The following is a 21,351-nucleotide window of genomic DNA, read 5'->3' as shown; positions in this document are numbered from 1 at the left end:
TTTGCCATTCGTTTGCCTTTTGAATGGGGTGCTGTCTATTGGTACGTCTTTTGCACAGGGCCGTACCGGTACTGCTATGTCTATGGATACGACTGCCACAGATACACTCGATAAAACAGACTCCCTTATTTTTAAACCGACCGGCAGATATCCAACGGCCGTTGCTCGCCCAAAATTATATTACATCAAAACACAAAGAGAACGGTTTGATGTAACCTGGGATTCTGTTTCAACTTACAAGATCTATCACCGCATTGGCGATCAGGTGATCACAGTGCCAATTAGATTGTCATTTGAGGATTATGTACAATATAAAAGAGTGCAACATAAAAGGGAGGTCAGGTATCAGCTGATAGAAGAGGGGAAGCAATTTACCTCTGAACAGAGAGGGTTGCTGGACTTCAGCCTTCAGATCCCAGGAGGAGAGGAGTCCGTGTTCAGTTCGATCTTTGGGAAACCGGAAGTAAATCTGACGGTAAACGGTACGGCCAACATGAATGTGGGAGTCTCGATCCAGAATATTGACGACCCTACCATTGATCCTGACCTCCAAAGGAGAATAGATCCGACATTCAATCAGAATCTGCAGCTTAATATCCAAGGTACTATCGGAGATAAGCTGACCATAGCCACTGACTGGGATACAGAACGTGCCTTTGATTTTCAGAACCGCCTTAACATAATATATGAAGGGTATGAGGATGAGATCATTAAGTCTATTGAATTGGGTAACGTATCAATGGAGACAGGTAATTCATTGATACGAGGTGGAGCCTCATTATTTGGGATCAAATCTGTTGCAGAGATCGGTTCGCTGAAGATGACCTCTGTAATATCTCAGCAAAAAGGTGAGAGTCAGACCCAGACTATAACGGGTGGTGCACAGGAAACCCAATTTTCGATCAGGCCGGCTCAATATCAGAACAACAGGCATTTCTTCATAGACTTTTATAATCGTCAGGAATTCGAAAACAATGTGTCTGATCCTCAGCAACTGGGACAGGCATATCAAATATCTGACCTGAAAGTCTGGATATCTGAACCACAGGTTAATACAACCGACCCGGAAGCCGTAAGGGCTGCTGCTTTTGTGGACCTTGGAGTGGTAGATAACGGGGATGGAACTTATGGATTACCCAATTCGGCTAATGACAGCATTGATGATGCTCTTTTAGATGCCAACCGGGGAAATAACAGTGCTTCAGCAGAATCTTTCAATGTAAATGGTAATGATTTTTACAATGGATATTTTCGGCCCCTGAATGAAGGAAGTGATTACTCTGTAAATAAAACGCTGGGTTACATCAGTCTTAACAGAAATCTTAATGCCGGGTCGTATCTGGCAGTGTCTTTTGTGAGGGAAGGGGTTCCAGGTGAAGGCATAGAAAATGTAGTCGTTGGCGACATCAATCCACAATCAACAGGATTAACCTACTTAAAGCTGATCCGGCCCAACAACCCAACACCGGATCTAAAAGCCTGGCCGTTAACCATGCGAAATATTTACTCTCTGGGAGTATCAAACCTTACACAAGATGGACTGGAGGTTGAGATAAACTACACAACCGGGAATGTGGATGAGACGAATCTACCCGGCCGAAACCAAACATTGCTTCAGGATCTGGGTTTGGACCGTACAGATACTCAGGGATCGGTTAATCCGGATAATCTTATTGATTTCTCCGGGATCGTATTGAATGCAAGGAACGGGAGTATCATGTTCCCATACTTAGAGCCTTTTGGCAACCGAATCAGATCATTGCTTGAAGAGACCGGAGCTTCCGATTCACTGATCGAATCAGTCACGTACACTGAATTATATAACGAACGGCAGAATACAGCAGATCAATCAAATAAGAATAATTTCTATCGTATAGATGGTGTATCAAGCGGCGGGGTTTCCGGAAATTTTTCTTTGGGAATAAGTTTGGTTGAAGGGTCAGTAAATGTATTTGCCAACGGTACGGAGCTGATAGAAGGAGTGGATTATGAGGTAGACTACTCATTCGGTAATATTACCATCCTGAATGAGAGATACCTCGCATCGGGGCAGGATATCAGGATCGAGTATGAGAATAATCAGCTGAATGTGATAGGTCAAAAGAATTTTACGGGGTTACGTGCTGAGTATGAATTTACCGATGATATCAGCATTGGAAGCACTTATTTTAAACTTAAAGAGCAGCCTCTGTCTGATAAGATCAGGATTGGAAATGAAACTATAAATAATACGATACTTGGGCTGGATGCCCAGGCTTCTTTTGATACACCCTGGTTAACACGGGTCATTGATAAAGTGCCTCTGCTTCAAACCAAGGAACCTTCCAATATTGAGGTTAGTGGTGAGGTTGCCCAGCTCCGACCGGGTGTTTCCCAAACAAATGCTGTAAGGGATGCTATAGATAAGGGGAATCTTTTTAGTGATGAGGAGAATGGACTCGTATTCATAGATGATTTTGAGGATTCTGAGCTTACCATTTCATTTATGAGTCCAACGAGATGGAATTTGGCAGCAGCTCCGGCCGCTATACCGGGTTACACACCTGATCAGGGTTATTTCACTGATCCATTGGTTACCCCATTGAATACCCTTGAATCCAAAATTGACCGTTCAGATCTTCGTAGCCAATTTGCCTGGTATACAATTCCCAGAAATATCAGCAGTATTCTGGGCGGTGTTCAGGTTACACCGGAATCAGAAGTCGTGTTGACCGAGAATGTATTTCCGGGCCGTGAGACAAATTTGGCTCAGGATGAAGTCATCAACACCCTCGATATTTACTACGATCCCACGGTTCGCGGTCCTTATAACTACAATTTGAATTTGAAAGATAACCTTGAAAATGCTCCTGAAAATCAATGGGGTGGGATGACTGCAGCTGTACCATCAGGACAGGAAGATCTGACCCAAAATAACGTTGAATTCATAGAATTCTGGGTTCAGCCAATTTTACCTGATGGTCAGGATCCAACCGCAGGTGATATTCAAAGTTATGATGGTAAGATCTATATCGATGTAGGAACCATATCAGAGGATGTAGTACCTAACTTTGACCTGAACTCTGAGGATGGCCTCGCAAATAACCTACAAAACCTGGAACTGGACAGTTTTGGGGAGAATGCCCGTTCTTATGTACCGGCAAATCCTACCGCGCCACAAGGGCAGTTCTCCAACGAAAACAGATCCCTTGAAGATGTTGGGTTTGACGGTGTTCCAAGTGCCAATGGATTTGATGCCCAAAAAGTCGAAACGGCTCTCTTTTCTCAATTTATTGATTCAATGAGGGTTGCATACGGCGTTAGCAGTGATGAATATCAATCTATTCTGGCTGATCCATCCAATGATGATTATGTGTTTTATGGGGAATCAAAGGTCCAGAATTTACCCCTACATAAACGATTTCACCGGTTGCTTGGATACCATGAGGGAAATACCCCAACTGCCGGAGGAGATACAAGAGCCATCACCCCAAGACCCGACTCAGAAGGTTTGGTAAGCCGCGCAAATATCGAGACCAATAATAATTATTACCAATATGAGATCGATTTTAATCCGGCCGATTTCAGTAGCCTGCAGATAGGGAGTCCGGGTACCTATATTGTAGATAAAGTGCCGGGAGACAGGCAACAGGATCGATGGCATCTGGTACGTATACCACTATCCGAGTTTACGCGAAAGATGGGGGATATCGATGGCTTTCAGAACATAAGCCACATCAGAATGTGGATGTCAGGCTACGAGAAACCATTCACACTGAGGTTTGCCAGTTTCGAATTTATCGGGAGTCAGTGGAGAAAGGTGGATAACATTGAGGAAACCCAGAATGCAACCGGAGATTTTAGTGTCGCAACCATCAATATTGAGGAAAATGCCAATCGGACGCCCATACCGTATCGTCAGCCGGATGGAGCGATCAGAGCATTAGATAGGGGAGTACAGGTACAGACCTTACAAAATGAGCAGTCTATTATACTCGGGGTTGAGAATCTGGGAGCGGGTCAATTACAAATGGTAAAAAAAGTGTATCCGGGAGGGTTGAATCTTCTGAATTATTCCAATATGCGGATGTTCGTTCACGGTGAGGGATACGGAGACGGACAGGAAGAAAGAAATCATGCTGAACTTGTGATCAGAATGGGGACTGATCTCAATGCCAATTACTATGAATACCGGCAGCCAGTTACCCCTTCCGATCCAAATTTTCCATTTTCTGCCTATAGTCCTGATGCGGCAGGGAGTCTTGAGGGGGATGCTGAAGAGGTATGGAAGTATGAACAAAATAGCATGAACGTGATATTATCCGCTTTTAACGAATTAAAGCAGCTCAGAGATCAGCAGGGTACGGGAGACCTTAATCAAAAATTTGAATTACCCTTGTCAACAGAAGAAGATGAGGCTGTTCCGGGTGCTGTGATTGCTATAAAGGGAAATCCATCTTTGGGAAGAATATCTGAGCTTGCAATGGGTATCAGAAACCCTTTCGATCCAACTGATGTGAATTCAGAAGGGGTGCCTGATCTTACTGCTGAATTCTGGCTTAATGAGTTAAGGGTATCAGGATTTGATAATGAGACTGGGTGGAAAGCCAATGCCAAAGCCAGTTTTAAACTGGCTGATTTTGCTACTGTCAATACCAATTTTACCCGTTCCACAAATGGTTTTGGGGGATTGGAGTCTCGGTTAGGCCAAAGAAGTGTATCCGATGACATCGGATATGATCTGAGTTCTACAGTTAATTTACATAAACTTGTTCCAGATCGTTTTGGCTGGAATTTCCCTGTTACCGTTTCAACCCGAAGGAATGTATCAACTCCAAAATTCCTGCCAAATCAGGGTGATATCAGACTTGAAGATTTCAAGAATGCCACAAACAATAATTCACAGTTGTCCGAAACAGAGAAGGAAGAGATCATTGACCGGCGCATTGATGAAATTGAAACGGTTCAAAATAGTTTTTCAGTCAATATCGCAAACATCTCTAAACAAAATTCCAAGGGTAAGCTGGCACAATATACCATTGACAGGACCAAACTTAGTTATGTTTACAACGAAGGCAGTTCAAAAAACCCGGAAACATTATTTCAGAATGACTGGAATTTCACTTCATCCGTTCAGTATAACCTGTCATTTAACAATGTAGGATTATTACGCCCTTTCAGTTTTACAGAGGAAGTCCCTCTTTTGAGTGTACTGTCCGGAATCAGGTTAGGTTATATGCCTTCATCGATCAACGCATCTGCTAATCTGAACAGATCTTACTCTGAACGGAGACGCCGGAATTTCACATCGTTAAATGGGCAGGAAGACCTCCAGCCCCTTCAACAAAGTCACACCTTCAATCAGAGGTCGACCTTTGGTTTTAACTACAGCCTGACGCCAAGTATACCTATCTCATTCAGAAGCAGTACCGGTTATGATCTATCACGAGTCGGCAGGGAAGATGTAAATGTCACGGGTAATGAAGCTGATAGTTTATCCTATAGAGTTGTCCCAACATTTGAAGTCCTTAATAAGATCATTACAGATTCTCTGTCTGCCCGGCGATCGAATTATGAGGAAAGTTACACGCTTAGCTGGCGCCCCAGGTTAAATAATATTGATCCATTGAACTGGATGAGTTATACCGCCTCCTACAGCGGTGGTTATAACTGGACAAACAGTCCAAGGGGTTCGCAGCTTGGTGCCGGTGTGGCAAACAGCTTTCGTATTGATCATACCCTGAAATTCGAAGTTGAAGATTTGTTCGAAAAAATACCATTCTATAATAATATGGTAGACAAGAACAGGGAAGAAACTCAACTTAGAAAGAGGGATGAAGATGAATCAGAACCCGATCTGGCAAAGGATGTTAGCTATGTTGGCCGAAAGTTCATTCTCGCGCTATTTAGCATGCGGAGCATTGATATCAGTTATAATGATAACAAGACTTCAAGCCAGTCAGGGTACCGTGGAGATTCTCAGTTATATTATGCGTTCAGCAGCCCGGGATCAGATCACTTCTCTCCACCATTTGGATACCGGATCGGCTTACAGGATGATATTCCAAGATCACAACTTATCAGGCAAAGTCCGCAAGGCAGAACTATCACACTACCACAGAATAATACTTATTCTGACAACATCACCCTTGGTACAACCTTAAATATCCTCTCTAACCTGAGTTTGGACCTCTCATGGGATACCAAATGGGATGAACGTAAAACAGATAACCTGGCCTTGAATCCAAGTGGTGATATTAATTCAACCATCTCGGCAAGTGGAAATATCAGTTCTTCAGTCTGGGCATTTGGAAACGGATACAGAGACTTGTTTGAACGGCAACTTCAAACCGCTTTTGATGATCTTGATGGTACTAACACCATTAGTGATGAAAGCGGAAACGGGGATGGGCGTATTGTTTTGAACCGGAATACCCTTGAAGAAGACTTTAGAAAAGCTTACCTCGGAGGTGGAGTAAGTTCCATTGGGAAGAAGGGCTATACACCTATTCCGAGGCCAAACTGGAGGCTTACATGGACCGGTGTGGAGAATGTGATCCCATTTATCGGGGATAACATGAGGCGTGCTACAATAACGCATAGTTACAGCGGCAGTTATCGTCTGGGGTGGAACCTGAACAGTATCACCGGTTTGCAATCGGAGCAGGGAATCGGTGCATTTAATTTGATAGACCGAAGAGACCTGTTTGAACCAAATTCAATAAACATTGAACAACGATTCTCCCCATTCTTACAACTTAATGTGACCTGGGAGTCAAATCTGAGAACCCAGATCAGTTTCGACCGCAGTAAGACCAGTAGTCTTGCCTTGTCAAGTAAAACGGTTACGGACAGGTTATCAGAAGGGCTTACGGGCTCAATTAATTATACTTTCAGGAGGGTCACCCTGCCATTCTTGCCACGCATCAAGAATAATATTGATGTGACCATAAACGGAGGTTTTGCAGATGATACCGAACAGAAATATTATCTGAATCAGGATCTCAGTCAAGCTTTAAGCGACCCTGATCCAGTTCAGAATGTGGGCCTATATGATTTCACGGATCCGTTTACGACTGGGCAGAGAAGGATCAACGGGTCCATTGTATTAGGGTATCGGTTCTCACAAACGGTTACATCAAATTTTGAGTACACATATACAAAAGTGACACCAAAGTCCTCAGCTTTTCCTCCAAGAACAAACCATGATATCAGGTTCAACTTCAGGATCGCAATTCAGTCCCGATAGGTTAGTCAGTACTCTTTCTGAGTAAAAAGAGCAACCAAAATAACCCGGTTAAAATCAGACTGAAAATGGGGAGCCAATTACCAAATCGGGTATAAAGAGTTTCAGTGTATCTGTTATAAACAGGTGAAGTAAAACCGGTTCTGACCCAATAATCTGTTTTGGTAACCACTTTACCATTAGGCGCTATAATACCTGATATCCCATTGTTTGCACTTCTTGCGATCCATCGGTCGAATTCGATAGCTCTGAGGCGGGCATAGGCAAAATGCTGTAAATGACCGGATGTGTTACCCCACCAGCCATCGTTGGTGATGATGGTGATAAAGGAAGCATCATTGAGAACAAATTTACGTATCCATGTAGGATATACAGAATCATAACAAATGAGCCCCGGGGAGGAAAAAGTTGAAGTTTCGAGCATATCCGGGGTTCTTCCTTTTCCAAAACCGGCAATACTTCCCCAATCAACCCAGTTAAACACATCGATAGCCGCCAATTGCTCAACAAAGGGAATGCGTTCAACCATTGGTACCAAATTAGCTTTTTCATAATCAGAGATGCTTCCATCCGACCCAACAAAAAGTGTGGCATTGAAATAATTATATGGAAGTCCGGAGCCCTGAACCGTACCTCTGTAAAGCTCATTTGTAGTTGAATCATAGGTTTTAAATAGGCCTGTACCTACAATAAAATTTGTATTCCAGGAGCGGGCAGAATCAGTTAGTCTATTTGCTGTTCTTGATTTTGAGAATATGGCACCATCTATGGCATTTTCGGGCCAGATCACAAGCTCTGTTTCAGGAGTAATGGTACTCTCGGTAAGGCTCATCAAACTGTCTATGACTTCTGCTAAACCACTCATGCCCCCAAAATCCTGATAAGAGTCATGATTAGGCTGAATGATAGCCACCTCAACTTTATCTTTGGGATCAGTTTCAACCTCATTTAAGTTAAACAGGACCATAGACCAAACCGGGAACAGTATAAATGCAACTAAAATTGTATAAAGCAGTCTCCTGTCGTTTTTAAGAAGCAATTGATATATGAGCGCCGATGTAAGGACCACCCAGAATGAGATGCCTAAAAACCCGGTCACAGAAATATATTGTATGATCCCGATCCAGTTTGACCAGGCGTTACCAATGGCCAGCCACGTCCAGGACAGGTCCCAGTTGTGGTGAAGAAACTCATACCCAACCCAGGCTGAGGTTTGCAGTAAAGCTATCAGAATGGGAGATTTACTCTTTTCAGAAAAGAATTTTGCAAGGCATAAGGGAATGGTCATAAGTACACTGTTGGCAAGAATGGCGGCAATACCTGCGGGCAGACTAGCCATCATCAACCAATAAGTACCGATCAGATTCCATACTACAAACCCGGCATAACTGTAATAAGCCAGTTGTTTATAGGAATCTGTTTTATGAACCAGATGAAACATTAATATAAATGCCGGAAAGCTGAGAAAAGACAGGTTAATGGGAGGGAAGCTCAATCCCAATAAAATTCCCGCACTAATTGAGATAACCCAGTAATTTTTAAAAAAATGCTTCATTCTGAATATCCTTTTCCGGCTACGATCACAACGATCTCACCTTTGATACTGTCACGAGATTCAAACTCTGTTTTAAGTTCATTTATTGTACCACGAACCACTTCCTCAAATTTTTTTGTGAGTTCCCGGGCTACGGCTGCAAGTCTTTCAGCTTCAAAATGCTCTTCTATCTCGCCGAGTAATTTTAATAGGCGGTGAGGACTTTCATAGATTATGATGGTACGTTCATCCTCTGCAAGTTGCCCCAGACGTTTTTGTCTGCCCTTCTTATGTGGCAGAAATCCTTCGAACACATATCGGTCACATGGTAGACCGCTTGCCACTAAAGCGGTTGTGGCAGCGTCGGGGCCGGGGATCACACTGACGGTATGGCCAAGGTTCTGAGCTTCTCGTACGGCCAGAAAACCGGGATCAGAAATTCCGGGCATTCCTGCATCACTGATAAGAGCCACATTTTGACCTGCATCAAGAATATTAGTTAGATGCCCGACTTTTCTGTGCTCATTATATTGGTGAAAAGAGAAGGTTGGTTTCTGAATTCCAAAATGCTGGAGCAGGTTACCTGAAGTGCGTGTATCTTCACAGGCGATATAATCCACCTCCTTCAGCACAGAAACAGCACGAGGGGAGAAGTCGCTAAGATTTCCAATAGGTGTGGCAACGATATATAATGTAGACAATAGACTGTTTTTATTTAAAGCTTTGCAAATATCAAAGTACAGATATCAAAAACCAAACTGCAATTCATGTTTTGGTTTGGAATTTAAGCAGTTGGTTGTATGTTTAGCGCAGAAATAAAAAATAAAATCAATTATCGGTAGAATATGAATTTTAAACCAACAGGTCTTAACCACATTACCATCAGGGTCAATCGTATTGACGCTTCAAAGGAATTCTATGGTGATATACTTGACCTTGAGCTTGTTAGGACCATGGGGCAAAGTATGGCCGTTTATAAGATCGGTGAAGAAGATACCCTCGTGATCGTTGAAGCGGAAACAAGCTATGACCCAACTTCAAGGGATTTCAGGGTTGACCATTTCGGATTTTATGTGGACAGCCCCGAGCAGGTAGATGAATTGGCAAAATACTTCAGAGAGAAAGAAGTGACCATCATGAGTGGTCCGGCAAATCGTAAGAAAGGCCGTTTTCTCTTTATTTCAGATCCTGATGGCAATATGATCGAGTATTTCTATGAGAAAAATGAATGAGATAGAACAAAAGCTGGATGAAAAAGAACTGGAATCAGATCTTCATAGAGAACTTAACAGTGAATATTCCAGAATTGATGTATTGGAAAAGTTCTATGAAGACAGAAACCCCTATGTGATAGGGGCAATGAATTTCTTTTCAACTCTTTTCTTTTTTGAGCTCCTGTTTCTTTTGATAAGAAACCTTACCAACAATATGACCCTTGGATTTACTGTTGAGTTTTTTTCAGTTTTAAGTCCTTTTGTTCATGTGGCTATTCTGATCCTTTGCATTACTTCAGTTATCAAGAGAAGGTCTGCGGTTGAAGTTGTGATTGACCGATGGCCTTTCTGATGCAATTTATATTTTATTTATATGTCTGAAACTTTAAAAAAAGGTACTTCTTCTTTCAGTATAGATGTTCCTTATCTATTAAAGGAAACCGGCTCTGAGACCCGCAAACCATTGATCATATATTTGCACGGGTTTAAGCAGAACATTGAATATTTTGAAAAAAAAGTTGAAAAGATGATGAGGTTGAATGCCTATCATCTGTTTATTCAGGCCCCATATCCCGTATATGATACGACCCGAAAACTTGAAGTAGCCCGCTGGGGAAGAGCCTGGTATTTATATGATGGGTATCAGAACCAATTTATTGAGTCAATGGAAAGAGCCTCTGTATTCATTAATGAAGTACTTGATAGCGTGTCCAGTGAACTTCCAATAAGCAGGGTCTGTATTTTCGGGTATTCAATGGGGGCTTATTTAGGTGGCTACTTTGCACTTTCACGCCCTGATACCATAAATGAACTGATAACTATTGGGGGACGCATCAAAACAGAAGCGTTCGAGGGAAAAAGGGAAAAAGCCAATCACATCAGAGTACTGGCATTGCATGGTGAGAATGATTCAAGCGTATATCCTGAACCTCAAAAAAAATGTGTGGAACAATTGTTACGTGATGGATTTAAAGCAGAATTCAGGCTGGTTGATGCCGGCCACAAGCTGGAAAGTGTTTTCGTGCATGAATCCATTGATTGGTTGAGATCCATAGGTTATTCCGAAAGGTGATTTTTTGTTATACTTTGTTTCTAATGTTTGTTAAGTTATTTTAATCCAATTATAATAAGGCGGTCAATATGGTGAACAAGAGTATGGTTTCGCCATATCATCACTAAATAATTTCAGGTAAAAAATGAACATACTTGTAATAGAAGATGATCCATCAGTACGTACCTTGGTTAAGGCTGTACTGGAACATAACGGTAATTCAGTATCAACCGCTGACAATGCAACCGATGGAGAATCTCATGCCATTAACAATGACTATGATATGATCATACTCGATCTTGGCTTGCCGGATGGAGACGGGTATGAAGTCTGTAAGAACATCAGGGATCAAAATGTAGAAACTCCCGTTCTGATACTTTCCGGAGAACAAGAGACCGATGTTAAAGTTAAGATGCTGAAAGTGGGGGCTGATGATTATCTGACCAAGCCTTTTAATACCGAGGAGCTGATCGCCCGGATGACCGCCATTAAACGAAGAACTGAATCGGGTGGGGAGCAGCAGATATCTTGTGGTGAGCTAAAAGTCAATTTGCTCAAACGTGAGTTTACCATTAACAAAGAACCGGTACAGCTGACCAATAATGAGTTCAACTTGTTGGTCTATTTCATGAAAAATCGAAACAGGGTGATCACACAGGAAGAACTGGCTGAGAAGGTTTGGGATATACATTTCGATACGCAAACTAATTATATAAATGTGTATATCAGCTACCTGAGAAAGAAGATAAGAGAACACACAGAAGTGGACTATATCGAAACCATTCGTAAGAAAGGTTTTGCATTCCGGTGTGAATGATATTTCATTTTAATCTAATTCGATCTGTCCTTCAAATTTTTATTTGAGGGACTTTTTTTTGCCTGTAATGGAACATAAGACCTTAATAGAACTTACTGAATACCTGAAAGAATTTGCGACTGAAGACAGGTGGAAAGCTATTACAGAGGTTGCAAACAAAAGGACACGGCATATCACGGTAGTGATCGAGGATATATATCAGCCTCATAACGCAAGTGCAGTCCTTAGAAGTTGTGATGGTTTTGGCATTCAGGATGTCCACATCATTGAAAACGATAATGAATTCGATGCTTCCAGTCAGGTTACCATAGGAGCAGATCAATGGCTCAGTATCCATCGCTACAACAATAAGGGTATCAATAATACAACCTTATGCCTGGATGCACTGAGACAACAAAATTATAAGATCATAGCTACAAGTCCCCATGAAAATGATACCGAATTAAATGACCTGAATATTGATAATAAAACGGCTCTTGTATTTGGGAACGAGCTTGATGGTATCAGTGAAAATGTGAAAGAAATGGCGGATGGTTTTGTAAAGATACCAATGGCGGGTTTTAGTGAAAGCTTTAATATTTCGGTCAGTGCAGCCATCTGTTTATATGACCTAACGCTCCGTCTGAGAAAAAACGGCATTGACTGGCAACTAAACAATGATGATCTCGACATTCTTAAATACGAATGGCTGAAAAGATCTATCAAAGCCGGAGAAGAACTCGAAAAGCAATGGCTTAAAAATAACCCCGATATGAATTGAGTTAGATCGGGGTTCAATAATTAAATAAAGGTTGATCGCCTATCTGGGTAGTCTCTCGTCAATATCGGCTACGCCATATGCAAAGGCAGCCATTGTTGCCACACATTCATTGAAATCATCCCTGTCCAGTTTATCCATGGTATCGGCACCTGTATGATGGTACCAGAAATACTTTTCACCTTCTACAACTAATCCCATTCCGGGTACACCATCATTCATGAGGGGACCAATATCTGCACCGCCTCCACCTTTTGTTACAACTCCTGATTCAATTGGCTGTAGGGTTCTACCGATCTCTGATAATATTTGAAATGCACGGTCACTTCCGGTGAAACCAAATCCGATCGGATCAAAAACTCCGGCATCCGACTCCATGGCTAATACATGGTTGTCAAGAGATCTCTCATCATCTTTTACCCACCGGTGATATTCATTCGCACCTCTCAGGCCGTTTTCTTCATTGGTCCATAGAACCACCCGAACGGTCCGTTTTGGCCGGATACCATTCTTGATCATCAAACGAACAGCTTCCCACGCAGCAATGCTTCCACCACCGTCATCCATCACGCCCTGTCCAACATCCCAGGAATCGATATGACCACCAAGTACAATGATCTCATCCGGAAACTCAGAACCTTTTATTTCAGCTATGACATTACGTGACTCGAAATCGGGCCGTGTTTCTGCATTCATATCAAGGCGGATCTCGATTTTGTTACCTCTGTCATACATTCTCTGGATCATCATGGCATCTTCAACAGTGATCGCGGCATGTGGTATCTTTTCAATGCCTTCTTCATAATTCATGGTACCGGTATGAGGTGTTTGCATAGAAAATGGCCCAACAGAACGAATGATACTGGCCACTGCACCGAGTTTAGCTGCTTCAACAGCCCCATTCATTCGATACTGTACGGTACGGCCATAGGAGGTAAATTCTGCGTTATACAATACGATCTTTCCTTTTACCCGGTCTTTTACCTTTTCAAGTTCCTCAAAGCTTTTCACGACGATCACTTCAGCAGTGATACCACCCTCCAGTGTAGCAACACTTCCTCCTAACCCAAGCATGGGCAGTTCTTGCTTGCGTGGTGAAATAAGGGTAGCACTTTCTTCTCCTCGTATCCAATGAGGAACCATGACCGGCTGCCCCCAAACATTATCAAACCCATCCTTTTTCATCTCCTTTATGATCCAGTCCATGGCATCCTCCAGGTTCTGTGAACCGCTGAATCTGGGACCAAAAGTATCTGCCATATAGCTCAATCGATCCCAGGCAATATCACTTGAGACAGCATCCTTGATCAATCTATTGATATTTTCCGTGTTTGATGGGGATAATGCATTCTGAGCATGAAGCTGAGTTAGGGGGAGCCCCAAAAAACAAAGTAGGGTGGTAATTAGGATATGTTTCATCATCAATATTAAGAATTAAAAATTGATTCAATTAAATGAAAAGATCACTTGAATTCCACAAAAAAACCCGACCAGTAAGGCCGGGTTTGAAATGATCTTGATAAGTTGAAACTGTTTTAATCCATTGAGTTCTGATTGGTCTCAGCGATCTCTTTGAACATCGCGTATTCCTCAGGAGAGGTGTCTGCAAACAGGTAGTAAATGGGATCAACGGGTCGTCTGTTATAGTGAACCTCGTAATGGAGGTGTGGGCCTTCAGAAAGGCCTGAATCTCCGGCCATCGCTATCTGTTGGCCTCGTTTAACTTCTACTCCAGAACGGATCCCATCAGCAAAACCTGAAAGGTGAGCATAAAGTGTCTCAAAACCGAAGCCATGATCTACGATCACAACATTGCCGAGAGTGCTTTTCTTACCGGCAAAACGAATTTTGCCATCTCCGGTGGTTAATACAGGGTCACCAACATCAGCTCTGAAATCAAGGCCGTTATGTGGTCGGGGATAACCTAAGATCGGATGGTTACGCATTCCAAAACCACTTAATAAAATTCCGGTAGTAGGTTTGATAGCCGGAATATTACTCATCTTTTCTTTATTCACATTGTATTGATTCTTGATCTGCTCAAAACTCAGTTGCTGAATGCCAATTCTTCTTTCAAGATTATCAACCTTGGAAGCAGTCCATTTTAAAAGCTCAGATGTGGATTCAGAAAATACATCAAAATCTTCATAGGGATCAGAACCACCAATACCGGCCTGACGTTCTTCATACGAGATCTTGTCCATGCCCAATACAGAGCGGTACATTTCATTATCTTTTTGGGCGATCTCGGTTAACTGGTTGTCAAGATCCACAATAGAAGTACGTGTTGACTCCAGCTGCTCGTATAAGGCCTCATTTTCAGCTTTTAAGGCCAATTCTGCCGGGGTTCCGATATAATTAGAGAGAAGGATGATCCCAATACCGGTAAGTATTACACCCGAAAGGATCCAAATTGATAAATTGTAGATGACCTGCTCGGTTCGCTTGTATGTTATTGGTACAAACTCACACTTGGTTTCGTCGTAGTAATAATGATTTTTTAAAGACATGTATTATCCTTGTTACAAAACGTGCTAAAGATACAGACCTCATGGTCTTTATCAAAGAGTAGTGAGTAACTCTAATGTTACACTATATTTATTCAATATCACCTTCAAAATATTCAATAGCCCTCTTAGGGGTCATATTTCCGCCTTTGGCTTTATCACCTATACTGGATTTGATCCGTTCCTGAAATGCTTTGGCAGGATCATACCCATAGTGTTTGAGCAAATAATTCATGGCAATAACTTCTGCGATAACGGTAATATTCTTACCAGGTGTGATCGGTAAATGTATGAGTGGGATGTCCAGATCCAGTATACTTACAGAGTCATGATTTAACCCTGTCCTTTCAACTTCCTGTGCCTCATCCCAGAGAGTAAGCTCCAGCACCACTTCAAGTCGCTTTTGGTACCGTATCGAACGGATCCCAAACATGGACATGACATCCACAATGCCAAGTCCCCTTATCTCCATGAAGTGTTTGCTCATTTCGGTAGCGGAGGACATCAATACATTGTTCTTCTTGGTCAGCATGACCACATCATCAGCTACCAACCGATGCCCTCGTTCAACCAGATCGAGGGCGACTTCACTTTTTCCGATCCCCGATCTTCCGGCAACCAATATTCCGATTCCATAAACATCCATCATAGATCCGTGGACCATTGTTTGAATTGCAAACTGATCTTCCATAAAATCTCTAAGAAGATACATGAAACGGGTAGTTTCAAGAGGGGTCGAGAATACAGGTATCCCGGCTTCTTTGGCTGCTTCCAGTAAAGGTTCAGGCAGTTCATTGCCATCAGTCAAAAAAATGACGGGAATATCGAATTGGGTAAGATTTCGGAAAGCTTCAAGCTGTTTATCACTTCCCATGTGGCTTAGAAACTGAGTTTCAGTATTGCCAATTATTTGTATGCGCTGATAAGTAAACAGCTCAATATAACCGGCAAGAGCCAATCCCGGCCTGTGAAGATCTGCTTCGGTAACAAATTTGTCTGTACTGCAGTTTTCAGCAACACAGGAGTCGATCTTTATGTTGACTCGTTCTCTTAGTTTTTCAACCAGGTAGTCTACCGAAATTTTATCCTTTCGGGGGATTGGATCGTGCGGTTTAAAAGGCATATGTGTTGATTATTGATTTGCGTGCATTTTATCTTTGTATTTCTTCAATTGCCGGGAAGCAGTGTCAACGGCATTATGCACGGCTTGTTCGTAAGATTTTGCACCTTCTTTTACAGTCAGAACCTTACGGGGGACTTTAATGACCAATTCTGCCTGATGGGGGTTTTCATCAGAAGGAGTAGGTTGCAAGATTATATCACACATTACTATTCGGTCGTAGAATTGCTCTAATTTTTCGACACTATCTATGCAGTGTTGCTGAAGATCTGCGCTGGCTTCAAAATGGCGTGCTGTGAATGTAGTTTTCATTATTCTACTCCTAAATTATAGTAAATAATTATGATTTATTGTGTTTTAGCTCTTGGATGGGCTTGCTCATACACATTCTTGAGTCTTTCAATACTGGTATGAGTATAAACCTGCGTAGCTGCAAGATTAGCATGCCCAAGAAACTCCTTAATGATTCTAATGTCTGCTCCATTGTCTAACATATGGGTTGCAAAACTATGCCGCAATACGTGTGGACTTTTCTGCGTGACCTCACTGGTCATTTTAAAATATTTTTCAACGATCAGTCCAACGGCCCTGTCATATAGTCGTTGACCGCTTGCGGCAATGAACAGAGCTCTTTTAGCATCTGCATCCGTTCTGTCACCATAAAGCTCCGGTCTTTTCTTGATGAAATCCTTAAGAACATCAGATACTGTTTTACCTAATGGAATTATTCGTTGTTTATTGCCTTTGCCTTTAACCGTCACCTGATTTTGTTTAAGATCGATATCTGTCAGGTTTAATCCTGTTAACTCGCTAAGGCGCATCCCGGTTCCATAAAATAATTCCAGAATAGCCCTGTTTTGAAGTCCGCGTGTAGTTTCTGTATTAACAGCATCCATCATACGTTCGATATCTTCAACAGTTGCCGTTTTAGGTAAACTTTTATCTTTTTTGGGTACAACTAACAGGTGTGCAGGATTTTTATCAATATGACCACGTTTGAAACAGTATTTAAAGAAAGACCGAAGTGCTGCTACCTTTCGCGCTATGGTAGTTTTTGCCATTCCCTGTTCTGAAAGGTCACCAAGCCATAATCTGATCGATAGTCTGGTTATTTTTGAAAGGTTAACCTCATCAGGAGATACGTTTTCAACATCAGTAGTGAACTTAAGAAAAGTTTCCAGGTCGTTTCGATAAGAAGTAATGGTATGTTCAGAAGCATTTCGTTCTACGGAAAGGTATTTCAGGTATTTCTCGATCAATGCTTTCATATGCCTGAATATGTCTATGTATCTGCAAAAAAGAAAACAATTATTCGTGAAGGTGAGATGAATTTAAACTTAAACTTCACGGCCTTTCCATTTTGCTTTTTTACCGGTGTAATGATCCCAAAGACACCTGATTCCAAGACCTTCAAACCACAAAATGGTCAGAGGCTGAAGAAGACTCATCACCGGATCCCATTTGAACTTGATATCAAGGATCCATCGCTGAATAAGGATGATCATTAATATAAAGGCAGCATAAATTTGCTGATGTGGAGTTCCCATTATTAAAATATAAACAGGAGCGATATATACGATAAATTGCATTACTGACATAAACAGGAACAGCAGGGTGTTTCTGCCAAATCCCACAAAGAAATTCTTACGTAACCCTTCAAAGATCTCATGGTGTGATCTATACATCCTGCAATTAACCGTATTGAGACCGTCATACATGGTGATTTTAAGGTCATTCCGTTTTATAACTTTAGCCAGTTCCACATCCTCTACAACCTGCTGTTTTACGGATGAATGACCACCGATCTTATTGTATGCACCGCGATTAAAGCCAATAAACTGTCCACACGCTGCTGCAAACTGAACCCCAATTCTTTTACGGAAGGGTGCAGGAACCCATTTGGGATTTTCTTCAACGTATTTTGCTGGCAGAAGGCTGTATAACCCATAATAGATCATAGGGATGATGAGTTTTTCCCAAAAGGTTTGGATCTCTTGTTTAGGCCAGACCGTTATAGCATCAGAATTTTTCAAGGCATTTAAGGATCTGGAAATGGCTGTTCTCTCTAACCAAACATCAGCATCGATGAAAATCAAAGTATCTCCCCGCGCCTGTTCACTTAGCTGATGACATGCCCAGGGTTTCCCCAGCCAGTCATCCGGTTTAGGTTTGCCCTGTATGATTCTAAGTGAAGAATGGGTTTTACTTAGTTTGGACAGAATATCCGGTGTTTTATCGGTCGAATTGTCGTCCAGAACCAACACTTCAAAATTATTATAATTCTGATCCACGGCAGATAATACACACCGTTCAATTACGTATTCTTCATTTCGTGCGGGAATACAAATACTTACAAGGTTCTGATCATCAGTTGTCTCTGAAGTATCATTGAGAGAACGAAATTCAAACAAGTTGCGTACAAATACGGTAACCGTGTAAAGCAAATAGGATGCAGCTACAATAAGTAAAATGTCCATAGATGAATATAAGTGGCAGAACCTTAAATTAAGCCTAAGACTCAGAAAAATTTATTATGAATATAACAACTGATTTAGATCAAGTTTCTCCGGATCAGGGAAAACCCCCGGAAGGGTATGAATGGTGGTATTTTGATGGCATAAGTCATGATGGTGAATTTTCTTTTGTGATCATCTTTTATCATGAAAATCCATTTTCAACGAAGAAGATCAAAGAACTTCAAAGCCGGCCGGATGAATATCATGTTCACCCGGCGGTTAGTGTATCGATCTACCGCAACAGCAAGCCGGTGTACTATAGTTTCCTGGAATTTGATGAAAATTCATTTAGTTGGGACCCGGAATTACTGTTGCTCAAAGTTGAGAACAATATATTTCATTATAACCTGGTAAACGAACAGTTTACCTATGAGTTGAAACTGGATCAAACCCTGCCGTCGGGTTATAGTTTGAAGGGCTCCATAATTGGGAGGGGGGCTTTGCCTGATAAAGCCTTACTAGAGTCAAAGAGTAAAGACAGGCATTTATGGAATTTGATACTCCCAAGATTACAATTCAAAACAGATTTGAGATTAGTGGGCATCAACGGGGAAGAACTTATCAAAAAAGAGGGGATGGGTTACCACGATCATAATATCGGATATGAACCCATGAAGGAAAGTTTTGAGGATTGGTATTGGGGAAGGTACCACTTCAAGGATTTCACACTTATCTACTACCTGATGAATAAACATGATGAAAGACAGTTTGAAGCATGGCTTATTAACGAGGAAAATTCCATGGTTCTTGAACATTTGAGTGAAGCTGAACTGGACTATATTTCATCCAATATGTTTGGACTCAGATCTGCCCGTAAAATCGAATTAAAGTCGGCTCAAGTAACTGTAAATATTAATTTAAGGGATAAGATTGACAACGGTCCTTTTTATCAGCGATTTTTAGGTAATTCTATAATTAAGTATAAAGGGCAAATACAAGTGGCGCAAGGGGTGTCAGAGTTTATTTATCCTAAAAATATATATCATAAAATATTCTGGCCGTTGGTCCATATGAGGCTTAATTACACGGATCAAAAGGAGCATTGGGTGCAAAAATCACCTCTTATGTATCCCTGGACATGGTAACCTAAATTATTTAGGCTAAAATTGAGGAGCGAAGCCTGAATCAGAATAACCGGCAACACCTCTCATTTCGGTTAAATTCTTATATAATTTATGCTGAAAAAAATTAGTTAATTCATTATTGCCCATATTCTTATAAGGAACAACTGAACTTCCTATTGATATATAAAGTTCAGGTTTGGCCGATCTGAAGGTATGCATGTAAATACCAATGGGAACGAAGTCAATATTGTCTGATTTCTTGTAAAGCCAGCTCAGTCCTTTTTTGAATACGGGCTCAGTTTGAGATACCGGTGTGAGCTTGCCTTCCGGATAAATGAAGAGGCATGCTTTGTCTCTGTCTAATGATTTCAGAGCATAACGAAGAGAAGTGAGTGTGGACCTGGGGTTTTTGATATCAATTGAAAAGGCACCGATCTTACTGAAGAATGCATACTTTCTCATTTGTTTGTCTTCCATGATGGCCCGGGCCTTTTGATGGAAGAAATTTTCATTAAGATAAAGTGGTATCAATCCATCCCACCAGGAATTGTGATTGAGGAAATACACAGTTTTGGATGAGTCTGATGGGGTGTATTCTTGTTTGATCCAAACCTGATGAAAGGTTCTTTTGAGTTTCCATTTGGTATAGAGACTAAAGAACTTAATGTAAAAGGTTGATTCGCTGGCGGGTATAAAATTCAAGGCAATCTTTTTTGGTTATAATAGGGGGTTGCACCTTATCTTTCAATCACCATGAAAAAGCGCAAAGATCCCATGTCCGTTCAAATTGCAGATCAAAGTATAGAGAAATATGCTCAGGAGATGACCACATTGGAGTCTGAGGCTCTCCGGTCCGTGGTTTCGTCTTCTGATGAGGAGCTTGAGTATATCGACATGCTGAGCGGAAATTTGGTCGGTCAGCTCTTGAAAATGTTGATCCGTATTTGTGGAGCAGAACGCGTTCTGGAAATAGGAACCTTTACAGGTTACTCAGCTCTGACCATGGCAGAAGCGCTGCCCGATAATGGTGAGGTTATTACCGTTGAAATGAACCTGCGCTATCAGGAAATAGCCTCAAAGCACTTTGAAGTATATGATACAGGCAGGAAGATCACCTTATTAAAGGGAAATGCCAGAGAGTTGGTAGGTGCCCTGGAGGGATCATTTGACCTGATCTTTATTGATGCTGATAAACTCAGTTATGAGTTCTACTACGATACCACGATTGATAAACTTGATCACGGGGGAATCATAGTGGTTGATAATGTACTATGGGATGGTACAGTTTTAGAGCCGGGAGATCCGAAATCAGAGGCACTGGATGCATTCAACCGGAAGGTCGCGAAAGATGATAGGGTAGAACAAGTTATGTTACCGGTGAGAGATGGGGTGACCCTGATCCGAAAAAAATAAGATGAATGTAGTAATTAAACGTTTATGGGTGAGGGAGCACAAGCTCTTCTTGCATTCATAAAGATGTTTAGATCCTTTAATAATGTATATTGAATTTTACTTAGTATTGGTCAAATAAAGATTTTGAATCAGA

17 protein-coding genes are annotated in these 21,351 nt (G+C 41.6%); 8 read left to right on the top strand and 9 right to left on the bottom strand.

The window, feature by feature from the left end; translation table 11 throughout:
• Position 1: 1 nt before the first annotated feature.
• A complete protein-coding gene (sov, locus tag AC13FX_RS14235) occupies positions 2–7,228 on the top strand; it encodes a T9SS outer membrane translocon Sov/SprA (protein WP_482881532.1) in 7,227 nt (2,408 codons plus the stop codon).
• Position 7,229: 1 nt separating this feature from the next.
• Here the strand turns inward: sov and lnt are convergent, their stop codons facing one another.
• Together lnt and rsmI are read right to left on the bottom strand one after the other, a co-directional pair.
• Positions 7,230–8,780 (bottom strand): apolipoprotein N-acyltransferase, encoded by a 1,551-nt coding sequence (gene lnt, locus AC13FX_RS14230; protein WP_482881531.1) that lies wholly within the window; start codon positions 8,778–8,780, stop codon positions 7,230–7,232.
• The gene (rsmI, locus tag AC13FX_RS14225; RefSeq protein ID WP_482881530.1) at positions 8,777–9,460 is read right to left on the bottom strand and encodes a 16S rRNA (cytidine(1402)-2'-O)-methyltransferase; all 684 of its coding nucleotides are present in this window, start codon (positions 9,458–9,460) and stop codon (positions 8,777–8,779) included. Before rsmI ends, lnt begins: the two co-directional genes overlap by 4 nt.
• A 144-nt stretch (positions 9,461–9,604) precedes the next feature.
• On the opposite strand from rsmI, the gene AC13FX_RS14220 reads away from it, so the two are divergent.
• The 5 genes from AC13FX_RS14220 (at position 9,605) to AC13FX_RS14200 (ending at position 12,601) form a co-directional block, all read left to right on the top strand.
• Complete coding sequence (locus tag AC13FX_RS14220; protein ID WP_482881529.1) at positions 9,605–9,991, top strand: VOC family protein; 387 nt, start codon at positions 9,605–9,607, stop codon at positions 9,989–9,991.
• On the top strand, positions 9,984–10,325 hold the full coding sequence (locus AC13FX_RS14215) for a hypothetical protein (protein WP_482881528.1): 342 nt from the start codon (positions 9,984–9,986) through the stop codon (positions 10,323–10,325). Before AC13FX_RS14220 ends, AC13FX_RS14215 begins: the two co-directional genes overlap by 8 nt.
• Before the next feature lie 21 nt (positions 10,326–10,346).
• A complete protein-coding gene (locus AC13FX_RS14210) occupies positions 10,347–11,045 on the top strand; it encodes an alpha/beta hydrolase (RefSeq protein ID WP_482881527.1) in 699 nt (232 codons plus the stop codon).
• A gap of 124 nt (positions 11,046–11,169) precedes the next feature.
• Positions 11,170–11,841 carry a response regulator transcription factor gene (locus AC13FX_RS14205; protein WP_482881526.1) on the top strand — a complete coding sequence of 224 codons (672 nt, stop codon included), beginning with the start codon at positions 11,170–11,172 and terminating at the stop codon, positions 11,839–11,841.
• A 43-nt stretch (positions 11,842–11,884) separates the two neighbouring features.
• On the top strand, positions 11,885–12,601 hold the full coding sequence (locus AC13FX_RS14200; RefSeq protein ID WP_482881525.1) for a TrmH family RNA methyltransferase: 717 nt from the start codon (positions 11,885–11,887) through the stop codon (positions 12,599–12,601).
• Positions 12,602–12,640: 39 nt separating this feature from the next.
• Here the strand turns inward: AC13FX_RS14200 and AC13FX_RS14195 are convergent, their stop codons facing one another.
• From AC13FX_RS14195 to AC13FX_RS14170, 6 genes are all read right to left on the bottom strand, one after another.
• Positions 12,641–14,020 carry a M28 family metallopeptidase gene (locus AC13FX_RS14195; RefSeq protein ID WP_482881524.1) on the bottom strand — a complete coding sequence of 460 codons (1,380 nt, stop codon included), beginning with the start codon at positions 14,018–14,020 and terminating at the stop codon, positions 12,641–12,643.
• Positions 14,021–14,133: 113 nt separating this feature from the next.
• Positions 14,134–15,108: a M23 family metallopeptidase gene (locus tag AC13FX_RS14190; protein ID WP_482881522.1), complete on the bottom strand. Its 975-nt coding sequence runs from the start codon at positions 15,106–15,108 to the stop codon at positions 14,134–14,136.
• Between the two features lie 88 nt (positions 15,109–15,196).
• Positions 15,197–16,228: an HPr(Ser) kinase/phosphatase gene (hprK, locus tag AC13FX_RS14185; protein WP_482881521.1), complete on the bottom strand. Its 1,032-nt coding sequence runs from the start codon at positions 16,226–16,228 to the stop codon at positions 15,197–15,199.
• Between the two features lie 9 nt (positions 16,229–16,237).
• Positions 16,238–16,537, bottom strand: coding sequence for a ribosome hibernation-promoting factor, HPF/YfiA family (hpf, locus tag AC13FX_RS14180; protein ID WP_482881520.1), 300 nt, complete (start codon positions 16,535–16,537; stop codon positions 16,238–16,240).
• A gap of 35 nt (positions 16,538–16,572) precedes the next feature.
• On the bottom strand, positions 16,573–17,493 hold the full coding sequence (locus tag AC13FX_RS14175; RefSeq protein WP_482881519.1) for a tyrosine recombinase XerC: 921 nt from the start codon (positions 17,491–17,493) through the stop codon (positions 16,573–16,575).
• A 69-nt stretch (positions 17,494–17,562) separates the two neighbouring features.
• Positions 17,563–18,702 carry a glycosyltransferase family 2 protein gene (locus AC13FX_RS14170; RefSeq protein ID WP_482881518.1) on the bottom strand — a complete coding sequence of 380 codons (1,140 nt, stop codon included), beginning with the start codon at positions 18,700–18,702 and terminating at the stop codon, positions 17,563–17,565.
• A 56-nt stretch (positions 18,703–18,758) separates the two neighbouring features.
• Here AC13FX_RS14170 and AC13FX_RS14165 point away from each other — a divergent pair, with 56 nt between their 5' ends.
• Entirely contained in the window at positions 18,759–19,826 is a 1,068-nt protein-coding gene (locus tag AC13FX_RS14165; RefSeq protein WP_482881517.1) for a hypothetical protein, read from the top strand.
• A gap of 15 nt (positions 19,827–19,841) precedes the next feature.
• Here the strand turns inward: AC13FX_RS14165 and AC13FX_RS14160 are convergent, their stop codons facing one another.
• The gene (locus AC13FX_RS14160) at positions 19,842–20,507 is read right to left on the bottom strand and encodes a lysophospholipid acyltransferase family protein (RefSeq protein WP_482881516.1); all 666 of its coding nucleotides are present in this window, start codon (positions 20,505–20,507) and stop codon (positions 19,842–19,844) included.
• A 51-nt stretch (positions 20,508–20,558) separates the two neighbouring features.
• Between AC13FX_RS14160 and AC13FX_RS14155 the strand changes: the two genes are divergently transcribed.
• Complete coding sequence (locus AC13FX_RS14155; protein WP_482881515.1) at positions 20,559–21,218, top strand: O-methyltransferase; 660 nt, start codon at positions 20,559–20,561, stop codon at positions 21,216–21,218.
• Positions 21,219–21,351: the final 133 nt, after the last annotated feature.

The organism is Gracilimonas sp. B-17, from assembly GCF_056857935.1.
Note: the sequence above shows the minus strand (reverse complement) of the source record. Positions and strands in the feature narration are given on the sequence as shown.